Source organism: Pseudomonas sp. NBRC 111133 (assembly GCF_001320605.1).
Taxonomy (GTDB): Bacteria; Pseudomonadota; Gammaproteobacteria; order Pseudomonadales; family Pseudomonadaceae; genus Aquipseudomonas; species Aquipseudomonas monteilii.
In genome coordinates, this window is sequence record NZ_BCBJ01000095.1 from 41545 (window position 1) to 60799 (window position 19255).

Annotated in this window: 18 protein-coding genes; 12 read left to right on the forward strand and 6 right to left on the reverse strand. The window is 63.8% G+C overall.

Going from position 1 to position 19255, the window contains the following annotated elements; all coding sequences use genetic code 11:
• Positions 1 to 26: 26 nt before the first annotated feature.
• Complete coding sequence (locus APH36_RS22325; protein WP_060500354.1) at positions 27 to 1484, reverse strand: AhpA/YtjB family protein; 1458 nt, start codon at positions 1482 to 1484, stop codon at positions 27 to 29.
• Between the two features lie 134 nt (positions 1485 to 1618).
• Here APH36_RS22325 and serB point away from each other — a divergent pair, with 134 nt between their 5' ends.
• Positions 1619 to 2833, forward strand: coding sequence for a phosphoserine phosphatase SerB (gene serB / locus APH36_RS22330; protein WP_060500357.1), 1215 nt, complete (start codon positions 1619 to 1621; stop codon positions 2831 to 2833).
• 72 nt (positions 2834 to 2905) lie between these two features.
• On the opposite strand, the gene asd is transcribed toward serB, so the two are convergent.
• Genes asd through APH36_RS22345 form a run of 3 tightly spaced genes read right to left on the reverse strand, consistent with a single transcriptional unit; the run spans position 2906 to position 6168 of the window.
• Complete coding sequence (gene asd, locus APH36_RS32345) at positions 2906 to 3769, reverse strand: archaetidylserine decarboxylase (RefSeq protein WP_016712332.1); 864 nt, start codon at positions 3767 to 3769, stop codon at positions 2906 to 2908.
• Positions 3770 to 3778: 9 nt separating this feature from the next.
• On the reverse strand, positions 3779 to 4588 hold the full coding sequence (locus APH36_RS32350) for a rhodanese-like domain-containing protein (protein WP_060500359.1): 810 nt from the start codon (positions 4586 to 4588) through the stop codon (positions 3779 to 3781).
• A 44-nt stretch (positions 4589 to 4632) separates the two neighbouring features.
• On the reverse strand, positions 4633 to 6168 hold the full coding sequence (locus APH36_RS22345) for an HDOD domain-containing protein (protein WP_060500361.1): 1536 nt from the start codon (positions 6166 to 6168) through the stop codon (positions 4633 to 4635).
• Between the two features lie 130 nt (positions 6169 to 6298).
• On the opposite strand from APH36_RS22345, the gene motA reads away from it, so the two are divergent.
• Positions 6299 to 7150 carry a flagellar motor stator protein MotA gene (gene motA / locus APH36_RS22350; protein ID WP_016712329.1) on the forward strand — a complete coding sequence of 284 codons (852 nt, stop codon included), beginning with the start codon at positions 6299 to 6301 and terminating at the stop codon, positions 7148 to 7150.
• A gap of 3 nt (positions 7151 to 7153) precedes the next feature.
• Entirely contained in the window at positions 7154 to 8188 is a 1035-nt protein-coding gene (gene motB / locus APH36_RS22355; RefSeq protein WP_060500363.1) for a flagellar motor protein MotB, read from the forward strand.
• A 119-nt stretch (positions 8189 to 8307) separates the two neighbouring features.
• Here motB and rsgA read toward each other — a convergent pair whose 3' ends face one another.
• Positions 8308 to 9339 (reverse strand): small ribosomal subunit biogenesis GTPase RsgA, encoded by a 1032-nt coding sequence (gene rsgA / locus APH36_RS22360; protein WP_060500365.1) that lies wholly within the window; start codon positions 9337 to 9339, stop codon positions 8308 to 8310.
• A 152-nt stretch (positions 9340 to 9491) separates the two neighbouring features.
• Here rsgA and orn point away from each other — a divergent pair, with 152 nt between their 5' ends.
• Both orn and APH36_RS22370 read left to right on the forward strand, forming a co-directional pair.
• Positions 9492 to 10034, forward strand: coding sequence for an oligoribonuclease (orn, locus tag APH36_RS22365; RefSeq protein WP_016712326.1), 543 nt, complete (start codon positions 9492 to 9494; stop codon positions 10032 to 10034).
• 91 nt (positions 10035 to 10125) lie between these two features.
• The gene (locus APH36_RS22370) at positions 10126 to 10737 is read left to right on the forward strand and encodes a trimeric intracellular cation channel family protein (protein ID WP_020193322.1); all 612 of its coding nucleotides are present in this window, start codon (positions 10126 to 10128) and stop codon (positions 10735 to 10737) included.
• A gap of 45 nt (positions 10738 to 10782) precedes the next feature.
• Here APH36_RS22370 and queG read toward each other — a convergent pair whose 3' ends face one another.
• Positions 10783 to 11847, reverse strand: a complete 1065-nt coding sequence (gene queG, locus APH36_RS22375; RefSeq protein WP_060500368.1) for a tRNA epoxyqueuosine(34) reductase QueG — start codon at positions 11845 to 11847, stop codon at positions 10783 to 10785.
• Between the two features lie 64 nt (positions 11848 to 11911).
• Here queG and APH36_RS22380 point away from each other — a divergent pair, with 64 nt between their 5' ends.
• From APH36_RS22380 to hflX, 7 genes are all read left to right on the forward strand, one after another.
• Positions 11912 to 12772: an NAD(P)H-hydrate dehydratase gene (locus tag APH36_RS22380; RefSeq protein ID WP_060500370.1), complete on the forward strand. Its 861-nt coding sequence runs from the start codon at positions 11912 to 11914 to the stop codon at positions 12770 to 12772.
• A complete protein-coding gene (tsaE, locus tag APH36_RS22385) occupies positions 12769 to 13233 on the forward strand; it encodes a tRNA (adenosine(37)-N6)-threonylcarbamoyltransferase complex ATPase subunit type 1 TsaE (RefSeq protein WP_373690385.1) in 465 nt (154 codons plus the stop codon). Before APH36_RS22380 ends, tsaE begins: the two co-directional genes overlap by 4 nt.
• Positions 13234 to 13244: 11 nt before the next feature.
• The gene (locus tag APH36_RS22390; protein WP_016712322.1) at positions 13245 to 14675 is read left to right on the forward strand and encodes an N-acetylmuramoyl-L-alanine amidase; all 1431 of its coding nucleotides are present in this window, start codon (positions 13245 to 13247) and stop codon (positions 14673 to 14675) included.
• Positions 14672 to 16570 carry a DNA mismatch repair endonuclease MutL gene (gene mutL, locus APH36_RS22395; protein WP_060500374.1) on the forward strand — a complete coding sequence of 633 codons (1899 nt, stop codon included), beginning with the start codon at positions 14672 to 14674 and terminating at the stop codon, positions 16568 to 16570. Before APH36_RS22390 ends, mutL begins: the two co-directional genes overlap by 4 nt.
• 1 nt (position 16571) lies before the next feature.
• A complete protein-coding gene (gene miaA, locus APH36_RS22400) occupies positions 16572 to 17543 on the forward strand; it encodes a tRNA (adenosine(37)-N6)-dimethylallyltransferase MiaA (protein ID WP_060500376.1) in 972 nt (323 codons plus the stop codon).
• A gap of 94 nt (positions 17544 to 17637) precedes the next feature.
• Entirely contained in the window at positions 17638 to 17898 is a 261-nt protein-coding gene (hfq, locus tag APH36_RS22405) for an RNA chaperone Hfq (protein ID WP_003258160.1), read from the forward strand.
• A gap of 12 nt (positions 17899 to 17910) precedes the next feature.
• Complete coding sequence (gene hflX, locus APH36_RS22410; RefSeq protein ID WP_016712319.1) at positions 17911 to 19212, forward strand: ribosome rescue GTPase HflX; 1302 nt, start codon at positions 17911 to 17913, stop codon at positions 19210 to 19212.
• The last annotated feature ends 43 nt before the right edge of the window (positions 19213 to 19255 follow it).

Below are 19255 nucleotides of genomic sequence, written 5' to 3' on the forward strand. Positions count from 1 at the left end.
TGACGCGGACTTTGTGGGAGACGCTATCAGGCCCTGCGCTCGTGCATCCGCGCCAACTGCCGCTCCAGCATCGACGGATAAGGCTCCATCAAACGCTCCACGCAGCAGGCACCCTCAGGGCTGGCAATCGGGCGAATACGCGCACGCTGGCGAATCAGCGCGTCATCGCTGATCTGCCGCTCTACCAGCAACAGGTTGCGGCTGTGTTGCGACAGTGCCAGGGCATCCTGGGCCTTTTCGGCCATCAGCAGGTCCACCATCTCCAACCCTTGCAGGTCGTTGCCCAAGGCCAGGCCCAGCTGTAGCTGCAGGGTGATGCCGCTGTCGGCCACTTCAATCTGCAGGGCGTGGCCCAGGGCGCGCAACAGCTCGCCGCAGCAGATGGCATTGGTCAGGTAGTCTTCGCCGCACTCGCGGCTGTGGAACAGCACCAGGGTGCTGCCATCGTTCAGCGTGTGGGTTTCACCGTCGTAGAGCGAAGCCGCGTGCTCCAGGCAATCGCGGTAGCGTTCGGTCAGCTCGGTGAGGCGTGTGCGTGGCAAACGGCGCAACTGCTCCTGCGAGCCCAGTTGCACGGCAAGGACGGCGCTGTACTGCGGTTCGTCAGACCCGACCACGGCAGCGGCCTTGGGCGCACTGTCGTCGTCCAGCAGGCCAGCGAAGGCGTCGTCGTCCTCGTCTTCTACCGCGGCAACCCTGGCGCGTGGTGCGGCCTTGGGGGCCGGTGAAGGCTCGTGCAGGTCGCCGTATTGCGCGTCGTCCTCTTCCTCCAGCTCGGGCTCTGGCGGCGGCGGCGGGGCCAGGCGCGCATGCAGCTGGCGGGCGATATCGCCGATCTCGTCCTGGCGGTTGGTGGCCGGGGTGTAGGGTTGCGGGTCGCGCAGCCATACCCGTAACTGCAGCAGCGGCAGGGTAATGAAACGGCCCTGGCGCAGGCTCAGGGTCAACGCGAGTACCAGCAGGATGGCGGCCAGGATACCCATGCTCTGCAGGCTGATCAGCATCGGCTGCTGGAACTGGCTCATGTCCAGGCTTATGCGCAGTTGCCCGGCAGTGACGTCCTGGAAGGTGATCTTGGTCTGGTACAAGCCCTCGGCCTCACCCAGCAGGCTGTTGCGCGGGCGCTGGCCGGCTTCGGCGAGGATGCGGTTGTCCACACTGTAGATTGCCGCATGGGCCACCAGCGGGTTTTTCACCAGGTTACCCAGCAGCACGTTGAGGCTGAGGATGTCGTTTGACACCAGCAGCTCGGTTGCCGACGTGGCCGTCTGGGTGGTCAGGCTCTGGCCCAAGGCGTCGGCCTGCTGATGCATGGCCTGCTTGAACTGCAGGCCCATGACGCAGGCATAGATCACCAGCGCCAGCGCCACCAGGAAGATGTTGGTGCAGGCGATGCGCAGTGCCAGCGGCACGCGACGTTGACTCAGGGCACGATAGATCATCAGGAAGAAGTTGTCTGGTTTGACGGGCGTGGGCCGGTTCACTGAGCTCGGCTCTTAATGGCATGAAAGTGGGGGGAGTATAGCGACCCGGGTTTTGTCGGCAAAGTATCGTTGGCGCCCGATGGTCACGGAAAATCGGTAGAATGCGCATTTTTCATCGAAGTCGGAGCCAGGTTGTGCGCGAAATCGTCCTGATCAACATCACCGGTGAGGACCGTCCCGGTCTCACTGCGGCTATCACCGGCGTCCTGCTGCAGGGCGGTGTGAGCATTCTCGACATCGGCCTGGCGGTCATGCACGGCACCTTGTCGTTCGGCATTCTGGTCGATATCCCGGACAACGAAGTGGCTACCGCGCTGCTGCAAAGCGTGCAGGCCAAGGCTCACGAGCTGAACTTGCAGGCCCGCTACACGCCGATTTCCGAGGCGGACTACCAGCACTGGGCCGACGGCCAGGGTGAAGCGCGCCACATCGTGACCCTGCTCAGCCGCAAGATCACCCCCGAGCAATTGCAGCGTGTGAGTGCGGTGATCAGCCAATACGGCCTGACCATCGAGCGCATCGAACGCCTGTCGGCCAGGGTAGCGCTGGACGCCGAAACCAAAAAGGGCAAGGCGGCCATCGAGATTTCCGTGCGCGGCGTGCCGAGCGACGCCCAGGCCCTGCGGGCTGACTTCTTCGCCCTGGCTGAAGCGCTGAGCGTCGACATCGCCTTCCAGAAGGACGACCTGTTCCGTCGCAACCGCCGTCTGGCGGTGTTCGACATGGACTCCACACTGATCGAGGCCGAAGTCATCGATGAATTGGCTAAGGCGGCCGGCGTGGGTGAGCAGGTGGCGGCCATCACCGAGCGTGCCATGCGCGGCGAGCTGGACTTCCGCGCCAGCTTCAAGGAGCGCATGGCGCTGCTCAAGGGCCTGGATGTGGGCGTGCTGGACGAAATCGGGGCTTCGCTGCGCCTGACCGAGGGCGCCGAAAACCTGTTCGCCGAACTCAAGCGCCTGGGTTACAAGACGGCGATCCTGTCGGGCGGCTTTACCTACTTTGCCCGCCAGGTGCAGGCGCGTCTGGGTATCGACTACGTATTTGCGAACGAGCTGGAAGTGGTCGACGGCAAGGTGACCGGCGTGGCGGTCGAGCCGATCGTCGATGCCCAGCGCAAGGCCGAGCTGTTGCAGAAGCTGGCCAGTGAAGAAGGTTTGCAGCTGGAGCAGACCATTGCCGTGGGTGACGGTGCCAACGACCTGCCGATGCTGTCGCTGGCCGGGTTGGGCGTGGCGTTCCGCGCCAAGCCGCTGGTGCGCCAGTCGGCCAAGCAGGCCATTTCCACCCTGGGGCTGGATGGTGTGCTGTACCTGCTGGGCCTGCGCGACCGCGAAGCCCGCGGTTGACCTGGGTGTCTGGGGCTGCAAAGCCCCCAAAAAAAGGCCCTGCTCATGCAGGGCCTTTTTCATGCGGCTGAATCAAGCCTGTGCAGGCTCTGCCAACAGCTGCCCCATGCGCACTGCGGAACCAGCGCCCAGATTTTCAGCCCATTTCACCTGCTCTGGCCCGAACAGCACGATGGCGGTCGAGCCCAGCTTGAAGCGGCCCAGCTCGGCACCTTTCTCCAGGTGGATCGGCGCACGACTGGCTTCGTCGTAACGGAAAGTCTTCAGCTCACGCTTGGGCGGCGTCACCAGCCCGGCCCACACGGTCTCGATCGAGGCCACGATCATTGCACCCACCAACACCACGGCCATCGGCCCGCGTTCGGTGTCGAACAGGCAGACCACGCGCTCGTTGCGGGCGAACAGCTCGGGAACGTTCTCTGCGGTGGTCTGGTTGACCGAGAACAGGCGGCCCGGCACGTAGACCATTTCGCGCAGGGTACCGGCCAGCGGCATGTGCACGCGGTGGTAATCCTTGGGCGACAGGTAGATGGTGGCGAACTCGCCGCCCATGAACGGCGCGGCCATGGCCGGATCGCCGCCCAGCAGCTCTTGCGCGCTGAAACCGTGGCCCTTGGCCTGGAAGATGCGACCGTGCTCGATCGGGCCGAGCTGGCTGACGGCGCCGTCGGCGGGGCACAGGATTGCGCCCGGGGTTTCGTCCAGTGGGCGGGCACCTGGCTTCAGGGCGCGGGTGAAGAATGCATTGAAGTGCTCGTAGGCGCTCAAGTCCTCGACCAGGGCCTCGGACATGTTCACCTGGTAGCGCTTGGCGAACCAGGCGGTAAAGGCGTTTTTGAACCAGCGCGCGCGGCACTCGGCAACGCAGCCGGCCAACCGCGACAGCAGGTGGTGCGGCAGCAGGTACTGGCTGATGATGAACAGACGGGATTTCATGCAGGTTCCTTAAACTTCTACAGGCGTGTCCGGGTGGTTGCCCCATTCGCTCCACGAGCCGGCATAGGCCTTGACGCGTGGGTAGCCGAGGGCCTTGGCCACCAGATAAGTGAAACCGGAGCGGCGATGGGTCTGGCAGTGGGTGATCACTTCCTTGTCAGGGGTGATGCCCAGTTGCTCGAGGACTGCTTTGATGTCCTTGCGAATGCGCAGGTGGTCGTTCAGATCCATGCCTGCGGTCCACTCGAAGTTGATCGCGCCGGGGATATGGCCACCCTTGGCTGCCAGCACTTTCTCGCCGTTGAATTCCTGCGGGCCGCGCGCGTCCCAGATGACCAGGTCATCGGCGCCCAGGCGGCTTTGCAGGTACTCGCGGGTGGCGGTGGGCGCGTTGTCGATACGCAGGTGCACCGGATGGTTGCCGCTGGCGGGCACTTCGGTGGTCAGCTTGTCTGCTGGCCAGGCCTGGATGCCGCCATTGAGATAGTGGTAATGCTTATGGCCGATCACGTCGAGCAGCCAGATGAAACGCCCGGCCCAGCCACCGCCTTCATCGTCATACACCACATACACGGCGTCGTTGCGGTGGCCGAGTTCGCTGAACAGTTTTTCCAGGTCACCCAGCGTAGGCAGCAGGCCGGGTGCAGGAGGCTGGCCAAGCTGGGTACGCTTGCCTTCGACAAAGCGTGCACCGGGGATATGCCCGCTGACATAGCGGTTGGCGCTGCTCAGATCGACCAGGATCAGCTGGGGCGAATCCAGGCGTGGCAGCAGGTCCGCGGCTTCGATCACCAGGGGCAGGCCGGAAAAGTCAGTCATCCACGGTCTCCAGTGTGGAAAGAGGGGCGATTGTAGCGCAAGGCTCAGCCCTTGCGGTTGGCAAACACCGACAGCGCCCGCTCGGTACATTGCGCGGTCTTGCCGAAGGCCTGCACGCTGATGTCGGCCAAAGGCCGGCAGCCTTGGTCGGCCACCATCAGCATCAGCACCTGGTCGTTCACCGCCAGCGAGCGTAGCAGCACATGCTCGCTGCGGAACAGCGCCCGCAGCGGGGCGGGTAACAGTGCCGAGAACTGGGTGTGGTTTTCCGGGGTGATGCGCAATTGCCCTGCCTGGGCCAACAGCTTTTGCAGCAGTTTGTTCTGCGACACTTGGAGGGTCAGGGCGCCAGCCTCCTTGGGCAGGCCGGCAAGTTGCTGCACGCGCAGGTAGTCGCTGGCTTTGTCCAGGCTCAGTAGCAGGATGCGTTGCATGCCGCAGGCCTGCAGGGCTTCGAGGGCCTGGGTGGCCAGGTGCACGGTGTTGGTGAACGGGCTAGGCTGGGCCAGCAGGTGCTGGCACAGCTTGCGCCAGCGCGCCAGGTCGTCACTGCTGGGTGGTGGGGGGGCGAGCATGTCCGGGTGCGGGCGGCGCTGGTGCCAGGGCCAGATCAACGCCTCCGCCGGGTGGAACAACGCGTGCCGGGCGTGGCGGCGGGCACTGGCGGCGGCCTGTTGGTGCACTTGCTGCTGCACATCTTCCAGCGAGGTTTGCAGGTACAGCGCGGTCAGCAACTGCCAGCGCAGCAGGTGCGGGTTGTCCCAGCCAACTTGTGCGGCCAGGGCCAGGTTGTTGGCCAGCAGCACGGTGTTGGCCGGTTGGTTGAACCAGCGGCGCAGGCCAGGCTCGGCGTCCAGGCGGTGTTGTTGGCTGAGCAGGTCTTCGTCGCGGGCGATACTCAGCACCTGAGCCAGCTGCTCGCGCTCTTCCAGCAACAGGCGGTAGCCCTGAGTCACCCACTGCGGCAGGCGCCAGTACTCCGCCATGGTCTGGCACAGCGCCATGATCCGCACGCCAAACAGCTCTTCCTCGACATGGGCGGCGTCTTCGCCCTTGTGGATAACCCGTAGCTCCCAGGTGTCTAGCAGTTTGGGGTAGGCCAACGCCAGTGGCCAGAGGGGTGACAGAAACAGCAGGCTGCCCCAGTGAATCTCCTGCCACAGCCGTGCCAGGCGGCTGGCGAACAGGCCGCTGGCCTGTTGCGAGGCGTGCTGGCTGATCAACTGGAACTGGCTGAATACGGGCGGGATTTCTTCCGCAGGCACCGAGGGCAGGCGCTTGAGCAGTTGTTCGATGCGCGCCAGGCCCAGGCGATTAAGGGCCACTTCCAGGCTTTCGGCGGGTTCGGCCTGGCTGGCATTGGTGGGGTGATTGGCTTCGCGCATCACCGACAGCACCAGTGCCGGGCTATCCTGCATCAGTTCGGCGATATCACGCAGCGAGCGGCGGCTATCGTTGATGGCGGCCATGACCCGGTCGTAGCTGTGCTTCGGCACGGGGATGCGAACACTCTCTAGCAGCTTTACCCAGGCCTCTAGCGTACGTGGGGCCTGAGCGGGCACCTTGGTTTCAATTGGCATTTTGACATCAGTCCGAACTGGCTTTTCGCATTGAGTGGCTATAGTCTGGCGCAGTTCTGCCGATAAGTAGAAGAAGAGTTTTAAAGCTCCCGTCTCTTCCCCTGACCACGACAGCAAGTGCTTTGAACCTATGGCTAAAATTATCGGCATCATCGTCGTATTCGCGAGCGTGCTCGGCGGGTACGTGCTCTCCCACGGCAAGATCGCGGCGCTGATCCAGCCGTTCGAAGTACTGATCATCGGCGGTGCGGCCTTTGGTGCATTCCTGCAGGCTAACCCTGGCCACATGACCATGCACGTCATCAAGAAGTCGATGAAGATGTTCGGCTCGCGCTTCACCCACGCCTACTACCTGGAGGTGCTGGGCCTGGTGTACGAGATCCTCAACAAGAGCCGTCGCGAAGGCATGATGGCCATCGAGGCCGACATTGAGGACGCAGCAGCCAGCCCGATCTTCGCCAAGTACCCGACGGTGCTGGCCGATGAGCGCATGACAGCGTTTGTCTGTGATTACCTGCGCATCATGTCCACCGGCAACATGGCTCCGCACGAGCTTGAAGGCCTGTTCGACATGGAACTGCTGAGCATGAAGGAAGAGCTGGAGCACCCCTCCCATGCGGTGACCGGCATCGCAGACGGCATGCCCGGTTTCGGTATCGTTGCGGCGGTACTGGGTATCGTGGTGACCATGGCCTCGCTGGGCGAGGGTGACCAGGCAGCCATCGGCATGCACGTAGGTGCGGCACTGGTCGGTACCTTCTTCGGTATTCTGGCGGCGTACGGCTTCTTTGGCCCGTTGGCCAAGTGCCTGGAGCACGATGCCAAGGAAGAGCTGAACCTTTACGAGTCGATCAAGGCTTCTCTGGTTGCGTCGGCCTCGGGCATGCCACCTTCGCTGGCGGTCGAGTTCGGGCGCAAGGTGCTTTACCCCAAGCACCGCCCAAGCTTCTCCGAGCTGGAACAAGCGGTTCGCGGTCGCTGAGTCATGGAGAACAATCAGCCCATCATCGTCAAGCGCGTCAAGCGCTTTGGCGGCGGCCACCACGGTGGCGCCTGGAAAATCGCCTTTGCCGACTTTGCTACGGCAATGATGGCGTTCTTCCTTGTGCTGTGGTTGATGTCCACCGCCACGCCGGAGCAGAAGATCGCCATCGCCGGCTACTTCAAGGACCCGATCGGCTTTTCGGAAAGCGGCACGCCTTATGTCATCGACCTGGGTGGTTCGCCTGAGCTGGCACCGGAAAAAACCATCAACCCGGAAGCCAAATCCGAGCCGGTGCCCGAGACCACGACCCAGCTGAACAAAGACCAGGTCGAGACCATGGCCGAGCAGGTCGAGCGTGAGCGTCTGGAGTTGCTGCTGCAAGAGCTGCAGAACAAGGTGGAAGAGAACCCGCAACTGCAGAAGTTCAAGGACCAGATCCTGTTCGAGATCACCCAGGATGGCCTGCGCATCCAGATCATGGATGCCGAGAACCGGCCGATGTTCGACATCGGCAGCGCGCGTCTGCAGCCGTACTTCGAAGATATCCTGCTGGCCATGGCCGACACCATCAAGGCGGTGCCGAACAAGATCAGCATCAGTGGTCACACCGATGCCAAGCCGTATGCCGGCACTGGCGAGTTCGGCAACTGGGAGCTGTCGGCCAACCGCGCCAACGCCGCACGCCGTGCGCTGGTGGCCGGTGGTTACCCGGACGGGCAGGTGGCGCGGGTGGTGGGCTACGCTTCGTCGTCGCTGTTCGACCGCAAGGACCCGTTCAACCCGGTCAACCGCCGCATCGACATCATCGTGCTGACCAAGAAGGCACAGCGCAATATCGAGGGTGAGCAGGGTGCGCCGGAAGCGCCGGCCCCCGATCCAGCTGCACCACCCGCCAGTGGTGCTGCGCCAGGGGCTGCGGCGCCGGCTGCACCGGGGGATACCGAACAAGCGCCGATGCAGCCGCGTGAGCTGCGCCAGAAGCTGAACATCTTTGAAGATGGCACGCTGAAGATGGATGACGCCAAGGAGCAGTAATCCCTAAAGGATTGCGTTGTAGCTGAAGCCAGCGCGTAACTTGTGGGAGCGGGCGCGCCCGCTCCCACAGGATTCGCGTAGCCCTTGAGCCTGGGGCAGAGCCTGTGGGAGCGGACAGGTCAGTAGCTGTCTTCCGTCAGGCTGGCGATGATCGAGCGGTAGCTGTTCATGCGCTGCGGCTTGATGCGCCCTTCGTCCAGCGCCTTGAGCAGCGCACAGCCCGGTTCGCGGTCATGCTTGCAGTCGCGGAAGCGGCAGGTGCCGAACAGGTCGCGGAACTCGATGAAGCCATCTTCCACATCGTCGCGGCTGACATGGCCAAGGCCGAACTCGCGGATGCCCGGCGAGTCGATCAGGTCGCCGCCGTTGGGGAAGTGGTACAGCCGCGCCGTGGTAGTGGTGTGGGTGCCCTGGCCAGACCATTCCGACAGGTCGCCGACTCGGGTGCCGGCGTCTGGGAGCAGGCTGTTGACCAGCGACGACTTGCCCACGCCCGACTGGCCGACGAATACGCTGATGTGGCCGTCGAGCTGCTGTTGCAGGCGCTGCATGCCGTCACCGTGGTGCGCCGACACTTCCAGTAGCGGGTAGCCCAGTTCGCGGTAAACCTCCAGCAACGCATGCAGGCCAGGGCCGTTCTCGTCGTTGATCAGGTCGGCCTTGTTCAGCAGTAGCAGCGGGCGCAGCCCCGCGTGCTCGGCAGCGACCAGGTAGCGGTCGATCAGGTTCGGGTGCGGCTCCGGGGCCGGGGCGAACACGATCACGATCAGGTCGACGTTGGCTGCCACAGGCTTCAGCTGCCCGTGATTGTTCGGCCGGCACAGCTCGGTGCTGCGCGGCATCTGCGCCACGATCACGCCAATGCCCTGGTTGCCCGCACGCCATACCACGCGGTCGCCGGTGACCAGTGCTGGCAGGTTGGCGCGCAGGTGACAGCGGAACACCTGGCCTGCGGATTCGCCGTCCTGGGCTTCCACCTCTACCTGCACACCGAAGTGCGCGATCACCAGGCCCAGTTGCTCAGGCCCCAAATCGCCGCCTTCCAGTTCTTGCAGCACGTGCTGCTCGCGTTTGGCGGCGCGAGCGGCGCGCTCGCCCTGGATTTTTTCGATCCGCCAGTTCTGGCGGCGATTGAGCTGGCGTTTGGCCATGAAGGTACCGTGAGAGAGGCCCGGTGAGGGGCATTGAAAACGGCAGGCAGTTTAGCACGCCAGGCGTTGGACTTTTCCGCTTACCTTTGTGCAATGAATGGGCGCGCCCTGGCCACTAGGCTACTATGACGGCCTATACGAGGAGCACCTGCATGCAAAACCCACAGAACCTGATCTGGATCGACCTGGAAATGACCGGCCTGGATCCGGACAGCGACGTCATCATCGAGATGGCCACCATCGTCACCGACAGTGAGCTGAACACCCTGGCCGAAGGGCCGGTGATCGCTATCCATCACAGTGACGAAGTGCTGGCGCGTATGGACGAATGGAACACCCGCACTCACGGTGCTTCGGGCCTGACCCAGCGCGTGCGCGAGAGCAAGGTCAGCATGGCTGAAGCCGAGGCGCAGACCATCGCCTTCCTCGAACAGTGGGTGCCAAAGGGCAAGTCGCCCATCTGCGGCAATAGCATCTGCCAGGACCGCCGCTTCCTCTATCGCCACATGCGCAACCTGGAAAACTACTTCCACTACCGCAACCTGGATGTCTCCACCCTGAAGGAGCTGGCCGCGCGCTGGGCGCCGAATGTGCGTGACAGCTTCAAGAAGGGCAATACCCATCTGGCGCTCGACGACATTCGCGAATCGATCGCCGAGCTGCGCCACTACCGCGAGCACTTCATCAAGGTGTGAGCTGAAACGGCGCAGATATTGTATCTGCGACCCCTTTTGGTGCTTCGAGCAACTGGTTAGACTGCGCGCCTTTCTCGCACGGACCCGCACCATGTTGTTGATGCTCTACCTCATCGCCATCACTGCCGAAGCCATGACTGGCGCGCTGTCTGCCGGGCGCCGCGGCATGGACTGGTTCGGCGTGGTGCTGATCGCCTGCGTCACCGCCCTGGGTGGCGGCTCGGTGCGCGACGTGCTGCTCGGGCATTACCCGCTGACCTGGGTGAAACACCCGGAATACCTGGTGCTGACCAGCTTCGCGGCGCTGCTGACCATCTTCATTGCGCCGATGATGCGCCGCCTGCGCTCGCTGTTTCTGGTGCTCGATGCCCTGGGGCTGGTGGCCTTTACCTTGATTGGCTGCATGACCGCGCTGGAGATGGGGCAGGGCATGCTGGTGGCGTCGATCAGCGGGGTGATCACCGGAGTATTTGGCGGGATCTTGCGGGATATCTTCTGTAACGACATTCCGCTGGTGTTCCGGCGCGAGCTCTATGCCAGCGTGTCGTTCGCGGCTGCGTGGTTCTACCTGGGGTGTGTGTATTTCAAGGTGCCGGCAGAGCAGGCGATGCTGCTGACCTTGTTTGGCGGGTTCCTGCTGCGGTTGCTGGCAATCCGTTTTCACTGGGAAATGCCCAAGTTCCACTACAACGACCAGCAATAAGGGAATTGTCGGCGCGGCGCGGACCCTGTGAGAGCGCGCTGGCTGCTATTGAGCGTTGTGTTGGGCCAGCGCCCACTCCACATGTTCGCGCACCAGCTCCGATGCATCCTCTCGCCGGGCCTTCAGCGCCTCGATCACAGGAATTGTGGACGGCGCATTGCCCAGCCCCACCGCCAGGTTGCGCAAGAATCGCTCATACCCCGCCCGCCGCAACGGCCCACCCTCGGTCTTGCGCAGGAACGTCCGCTCATCCCACAGGAACATGTCCGCCAGTTCGGCATTTTCCAGCCCATGCCGTGGCTGGAAGTCCTGCTCCTGGCTGTGCTTGGCAAAGCGGTTCCACGGGCAGACGATCTGGCAGTCGTCGCAACCGAACACCCGGTTGCCCATCTTCGCGCGCAGCTCGACAGGGATCGCGCCCCTCAGTTCGATGGTCAGGTATGAAATGCAGCGCCGCGCATCCAGTACATAGGGCCCGACGAAGGCCTGGGTCGGGCAGATGTCCAGGCAGGCCTGGCAGCGGCCGCAGTGTTCGCTGGTGGTGGCTTCGTCCACCGGTATTGGCAGGTCGACAAACAGCTCTGCGAGGAAGAAGTAGCTGCCCGCCTTGCGGTTGAGCAGCAGGGTATTCTTGCCGATCCAGCCCAGGCCGGCCTGTTCGGCCAGGGCCTTTTCCAGCACCGGGGCGCTGTCGACGAAGGCGCGGTAACCGAACGGGCCGATAGCCTCCTGGATGCGGTCGGCCAGGAACTGCACGCGCTTGCGCACCAGTTTGTGATAGTCCCGGCCCAGCGCGTAGCGCGAGATGTAGGCTTTTTCAGGCTGTGCCAGGCGCTGTGCCATCTGCGTGTCGCCGGACAGGTAGTCCATGCGCAGCGACACCACGCGCACGGTACCGGGGATCAGCTGATCGGGGTGCGAGCGCTTGCTGCCATGCGCGCCCAGGTAGTCCATTTCACCCTGGTAGCCGGCATCCAGCCAGCGTTGCAGGTGATGTTCGTGTTCGCCAAGGTCGACCCCGGCGATGCCAACGTGGGCAAAACCGAGTTCTTGGCCCCAAATCTTGATCGATTGGGCCAGTTGGGCGAGGTCAGGCGTACAGACGGACATGGATGGGCAGGCAATACGGGTTCAGGTGCGTATAATTCTGCCAGACATTGGAGCCTTTGACCCCATGCCGCAGACCAAACACCCCAGCCATGCCCCTCAACTGCTCAGCAGCGTGACCGTCGCGCACCTGCCGGCCCGGCATGCGCATGCCCATAAAGGCGACTTTGGCCATGCGCTGGTGGTCGGCGGTGACCTTGGCACCGGCGGCGCCGTGCTGCTCAGCGCCGAAGCCGCGCTGCGTTGCGGTGCCGGGCTGGTCAGCGTGGCAACCCGGCCCGAACATGTCCCGGCCAGCCTGGCGCGCTTGCCCGAAATAATGTGCCTGGGCGTCAGTTCGGCCAATCAGTTGATGGGTGTGCTGGAGCGAGCCTCGGTGCTGGTGGTCGGCCCGGGGTTGGGGCAGGCGGCATGGGGCCGCAGCTTGCTGTCGGCGGTGGCCAATGCCGAGCGGCCGCAAGTGTGGGACGCCGATGCCCTGAATTTGCTGGCGCGTACCCCGCTGGCCCTGCCCAGTGGCAGCATCCTCACCCCGCACCCGGGCGAGGCAGCGCGGTTGCTGGGCATTTCCACCGAGGCGGTGCAGGCCGACCGCCCGGGTGCTGCGCGCAAGCTGGCGCGCCGGTATAACAGCGTGTGCGTGCTTAAAGGGGCCGGTACCCTGGTGGCCGACCCTGCCGGGCAGTTGATGCTGTGCGAGCGTGGCCACCCGGCCATGGCCGGTGCTGGCTTTGGCGATGTGCTGACCGGTGTGCTGGCGGCGTTGCTGGCCCAGGGGCTGGATGCCTGGCAGGCTGCCGGGCTGGGGGTGTGGCTGCATGCCTGTGCGGGCGAGCGGCTGGGTGTAAAAGGTAGAGGCCTGGCGGCCAGTGATCTGGCGCCGGTCATTCGAGCGTTGTTGGAGGAGCATTCTGCGTGTCTGGCATAACCCTGTTTCTGGCCGATGAAGCGGCTACGGTCGACTTCGGTGCAAAAATGGCCGAGGTGACCGGTGGTCGCGGCGTGATCTTCCTGGAAGGCGACCTGGGGGCTGGCAAGACTACGCTTTCCCGTGGGCTGATCCGCGGCCTGGGCCATACGGGTGCAGTGAAAAGCCCGACCTTCACCGTGGTCGAACCCTACGAGATCGGTGAGGTCCGAGCATTCCACTTCGACCTGTATCGCCTGGTCGATCCGGAGGAGCTGGAGTTCATGGGGATTCGTGACTATTTCGAGGGCGACCCGCTGTGCCTGTTCGAGTGGCCACAAAAGGGTGCGGGCGTTTTGCCAAAGCCTGACCTGACCATTACCATAAGCCCCCAAGCGGGCGGACGCTCGCTGATCCTTTCGCCGCAGGGGGCTCGCGGCGAGGCCTGGTGCGTGGCACTGGCCAAACACTATAAACAGTAAGTGGGGTAGGTATGCGCATACGCGCACTGGTCGCCATCGTTGGTCTGCTGCTGACAACGGTGACCGTTGACGCTCTGGCCGTCACTCAAGTCAAGAGCGTGCGCCTGTGGCGCGCGCCAGACAACACGCGGCTGGTCTTCGACCTGTCTGGCCCCGTGCAGCACAGCGTCTTCACCCTGAGCGCGCCGGACCGCCTGGTTATCGACATCAATGGTGCGACCCTGGCCGCGCCGTTGAACGTGGCCACCTCCAACACGCCGATCAGCAGCGTGCGTTCGGCCCAGCGTACCCCGACCGACCTGCGCGTGGTGGTCGACCTGAAAAAGTCGGTCACCCCGAAAAGCTTCACCCTGGCGCCGAATGCCCAGTACGGCAACCGCCTGGTGGTCGACCTGTACGACCAGGAAGCCGACGCCATTGCGGCCAGCGCGCCGCCACCGGCCCCGGCGCCGGTGCAGACGCCTGCGACCACGCCGGCGGTGCCGGTAAGCCCGGCCCAGCCCGCCATCAAGCTGCCACCGGTACCGAGCGGCAAGCGTGACATCGTGGTGGCCATCGACGCCGGCCACGGCGGCGAAGACCCGGGGGCCTCCGGCTCGCGCGGCCAGCACGAAAAAGACATCGTGCTGCAGATCGCCAAAGAGCTGCAGCGCCAGATCAACAGCGAAAAAGGCTTCCGTGCCGAGCTCACCCGTACTGGCGACTACTTCATTCCGCTGCGCAAACGCACGGAAATCGCCCGCAAGAAGGGCGCCGACCTGTTCATCTCGATCCATGCCGACGCCGCGCCGTCACGCGCCGCCTTTGGTGCCTCTGTGTTCGCCCTGTCTGACCGTGGCGCTACCTCTGAGACCGCGCGCTGGCTGGCCGACACGGAAAACCGTTCCGACCTGATCGGTGGTGCCGGCAACGTCAGCCTGGATGACAAGGACCGCATGCTCGCGGGCGTGCTGCTGGACCTGTCGATGACCGCCACCCTCAGTTCCAGCCTCAACGTGGGGCAGAAGGTGCTGGGTAACATGGGTCGCGTCACCTCGCTGCACAAACAGCGCGTGGAACAGGCCGGCTTCATGGTGCTGAAATCGCCGGACATTCCATCGATTCTCGTTGAAACCGGGTTTATCTCGAACAACAATGAAGCCGCCAAGCTGGCCACCGCCAGCCACCAGCAGGCGTTGGCCCGTTCGATCCACACCGGTGTGCGCCAGTACTTCCAGCAAAACCCGCCGCCTGGCACTTATATCGCCTGGCTGCGTGACACCGGCAAGATTGCCGCTGGCCCGCGTGAGCACACGGTACGCCCTGGTGAAACCCTGGCGATGCTCGCCGTGCGTTACCAGGTCAGCGTGGCCAGCCTGCGCAGCACCAACAGCCTCAAGACCGATGAGCTGAAGGTTGGCCAGCGTCTCGACATCCCCGCCACCACATTGGCCTCGCAATGAGTGGCGGTTCGCGCATCCAGCTGCTCAGCCCGCGGCTGGCCAACCAGATTGCCGCTGGCGAGGTTGTCGAGCGGCCAGCCTCGGTCGCCAAGGAACTGCTGGAAAACAGCCTGGACTCCGGTGCCCGACGCATTGACGTGGAAGTGGAGCAGGGCGGCGTCAAGCTGCTGAAGGTGCGCGACGATGGCAGCGGCATTTCTGCCGACGACCTGCCGCTGGCCCTGGCCCGTCATGCCACCAGCAAGATTCGCGAGCTGGAAGACCTGGAAGGGGTGTTGAGCCTGGGCTTCCGTGGCGAGGCCCTGGCTTCGATCAGCTCCGTGGCGCGGCTGACCCTGACGTCGCGTACCGCCAGCGCTACCGAGGCCTGGCAGGTGGAAACCGAAGGCCGGGACATGCTCCCGCGCGTACAGCCGGCGGCGCACCCGGTGGGTACTTCGGTGGAAGTGCGCGACCTGTTCTTCAATACCCCGGCGCGGCGCAAGTTCCTCAAGGCCGAGAAAACCGAATTCGATCACTTGCAGGAAGTGATCCGCCGGCTGGCGCTGGCACGTTTCGATGTCGGCTTCCACCTGCGGCATAACGGCAAGAGCATCCTCAGCCTGCACGAGGCCCACGACGAAACAGCGCGTGCCCGGCGGGTAGGTGCCATCTGCGGCCCGGGCTTCATGGAGCAGGCGCTGCCGATCGACGTCGAGCGCAACGGCCTGCGCCTGTGGGGCTGGGTCGGCCTGCCGACCTTCTCGCGCAGCCAGGCAGACTTGCAATACTTCTTCGTCAATGGCCGCGCAGTGCGCGACAAGCTGGTCGCCCACGCCGTGCGCCAGGCCTACCGCGACGTGCTGTTCAATGGCCGGCACCCGACCTTCGTGCTGTTCCTGGAGCTGGAGCCCAACGGCGTGGACGTCAACGTGCACCCGACCAAGCACGAAGTGCGCTTCCGCGAAGGGCGGTCGGTGCACGATTTCCTGTACGGCACCCTGCACCGTGCCCTGGCCGATGTGCGCCCGGAAGACCAGCTGGCCGCGCCTGCCGCCGTGCCAGAGGCCATTCGCCCGACTGGCCAGCAGGCCGGTGAGTTCGGCCCGCAGGGCGAAATGCGCCTGGCTTCGCCGGTGCTTGAACAGCCGCGTGCCCCGCAGCAGTCGTTCTCCAATGGCGGCAGTGGTGCGGGCTACCAGTATCAGTACACCCCACGCCCGTCACAGCCGGTGCCGGCTGCCGAAGCGCAGGCGGTGTATCGCGAGTTTTACAAACCGTTGGAAAACGGTGCGGCGCCGGCGACGGCCCTTCCCGAGAGCCAGGGTGACATTCCCCCGCTGGGCTATGCGCTGGCGCAGCTCAAGGGCATCTACATCCTCGCCGAGAACGCCGTTGGCCTGGTGCTGGTGGACATGCACGCCGCCCACGAGCGCATCATGTACGAGCGCCTGAAGGTGGCCATGGCCAGCGAAGGCCTGAGCGGCCAGCCGCTGCTGGTGCCTGAAACCCTGGCCCTGAGCCAGCGCGAAGCGGACTGCGCCGAAGAACACGCGCAGTGGTTCCAGCGCCTGGGCTTCGAGCTTCAGCGCCTGGGCCCGGAGACCCTGGCGATCCGCCAGATCCCGGCCTTGCTCAAGCAGGCGGAGGCCAACCGGCTGGTGCAGGATGTGCTCGCCGACCTGATGGAATACGGCACCAGCGACCGTATCCAGGCGCACCTCAACGAACTGCTCGGCACCATGGCCTGCCACGGCGCCGTGCGCGCCAACCGGCGCCTGGCCATTCCCGAGATGAACGCCCTGCTGCGCGACATGGAAAACACCGAGCGCAGCGGCCAGTGCAACCATGGCCGTCCCACATGGACCCAGATGGGCCTGGACGACCTGGACAAACTCTTCCTGCGCGGTCGATGAAATGAGCGGCAAGCCCCCTGCAATATTCCTGATGGGCCCGACGGCGGCCGGCAAGACCGACCTGGCTATCGAGTTGACCAAAGTGCTGCCTTGCGAGCTGATCAGCGTCGATTCGGCGCTGGTCTATCGTGGCATGGACATCGGTTCGGCCAAGCCGTCGAAAGCAATCCTCGCTGCCCACCCGCACCGGCTGATTGACATCCGCGACCCGGCCGAGAGCTATTCGGCCGCGCAGTTCCGTGCTGACGCCCTGGAGGCCATGGCCGAGATCACTGCACGCGGCAAGATACCGCTGCTGGTGGGCGGCACCATGCTCTACTACAAGGCGTTGATCGAGGGCCTGGCAGACATGCCGGCGGCTGACGCTGCCGTGCGCGCCGAGCTGGAGGCTCAGGCCGAAGCGCTGGGCCTGGCCGAGCTGCACCGCCAGCTGGCCGAGGTTGACCCGGTGTCAGCGGCGCGCATCCACCCCAACGACCCGCAGCGGCTGATCCGGGCGCTGGAAGTGTACCGGGTGAGTGGCGAGAGCATGACGGCTCATCGCCAACGTCAATTCGCGGAAAGTCGCGGCGCAGACGCAGGCGCTGACGGACATTTGCCCTATACTGTCGCCAGTTTGGCGATTGCTCCTACAGATCGTCACATTTTGCATCAGCGAATTGCGTTACGATTTTCGCAGATGCTGGAACAGGGCTTCGTTGACGAGGTCCGATCGCTGCGAGCCAGAAGTGACTTGCACGCCGGGCTACCGTCTATACGGGCAGTGGGGTATCGGCAGGTCTGGGATTACCTGGATGGCAAGCTGACTGAGAATGAGATGCGTGAACGCGGTATCATTGCAACCAGGCAGCTGGCCAAGCGGCAGTTCACCTGGTTGCGTGGCTGGCCTGACGTACACTGGCTTGACAGCCTGGCCTGCGACAATCTGTCCCGCACCTTGAAATACCTTGGGGCCATCGCCATATTGGGCTGAGTCCCTGCTGATTGCCGTCTATTCTTGCGAAGGGGCGGCCTAATTTATCGATTTTATTGATTTTCTATTATTTATCCTTACAGGAGTGCGGCATATGTCAAAAGGGCATTCGCTACAAGACCCTTACTTGAACACCTTGAGAAAAGAAAAGGTCCCGGTATCCATCTACCTGGTCAACGGTATCAAGCTGCAGGGCTCGATCGAATCATTCGACCAGTTCGTGGTACTGCTGAAGAACACCGTCAGCCAGATGGTCTACAAGCACGCCATTTCGACTGTCGTGCCTGCCCGTCCGGTTCGTCTGCCAAGCCCGTCCGATTCCGAACACGGCGACAGCGAGCCAGGCAACGCCTGATAGGAGCCTGCATTGTTCTTTGAGCGCCACGGTGGTGGTGAGCGGGCGTTGCTCGTTCACTTGGAAGGTCAGAACCCTGAGGCGCGCGAAGACCCGCAGGAGTTTCAGGAGCTGGCATTGTCGGCCGGTGCCGACATCGTCTCGTTGGTCACGGTGTCAAGGCATCAGCCTTCCGCCAAATACCTGATTGGCAGTGGCAAGGTCGAGGAATTGCACGACCTGGTCCATGCCGAGCAGGTAGACCTGGTGATTTTCAATCACACCCTCACGCCCAGTCAGGAGCGCAACCTTGAACGTGTGTTCGAGTGTCGTGTGCTTGACCGTACCGGGCTGATCCTCGATATCTTCGCCCAACGGGCGCGTACCCATGAAGGCAAGCTGCAGGTCGAACTGGCCCAGCTGGAGCACATGAGCACGCGGCTGGTGCGCGGCTGGACCCACCTTGAGCGACAAAAGGGTGGTATCGGTCTGCGCGGCCCGGGTGAAACCCAGCTGGAAACCGATCGCCGCCTGTTGCGGGTGCGCATACGCCAGATCAAGTCACGCCTGGAAAAGGTACGCAGCCAGCGTGAGCAGGCGCGCCGTGGGCGCAAGCGCGCAGACATCCCGTCGGTGTCGTTGGTGGGTTACACCAACGCCGGCAAGTCCACGCTGTTCAACGCGCTCACCGAATCCGAGGTGTACGCCGCAGACCAGTTGTTCGCCACGCTCGACCCGACCTTGCGCCGGCTTGAGCTGAACGACCTGGGACCGATCGTGCTGGCCGACACCGTGGGCTTCATTCGCCACCTGCCGCACAAGCTGGTCGAGGCATTTCGGGCTACGCTCGAAGAGTCGAGCAACTCCGACCTGTTGCTGCATGTGATCGACGCCCATGAGCCAGAGCGCATGGAGCAGATTGAGCAGGTGCTCGCGGTTTTGGGTGAGATTGGTGCCGAAGGGTTGCCGATCCTCGAGGTGTATAACAAACTCGACTTGCTCGAAGATGTCGAGCCGCAGATCCAGCGCAATGCCGATGGCAAGCCGGAACGGGTCTGGGTATCGGCACGCGATGGGCGTGGCCTGGAGCTGGTCGGCCAGGCAATTGCCGAGTTGCTGGGGGATGATCTGTTTGTCGGTACCCTGTGCCTGGAGCAGCGTTTTGCCCGCTTGCGCGCGCAATTCTTTGCCTTGGGTGCCGTGCAGAGTGAAGAGCATGATGAAGAAGGGCGCAGCCTGCTGAGCGTGCGACTGCCCATGGTCGAACTGAATCGCCTGGTCAGCCGCGAAGGCATGGAGCCGCAAGTGTTTGTCGAGCAACACACTTTGCAATAAATGCTCGTCGAGGTCGCCGGGCAGCAGTGACAGGCATTCTGTA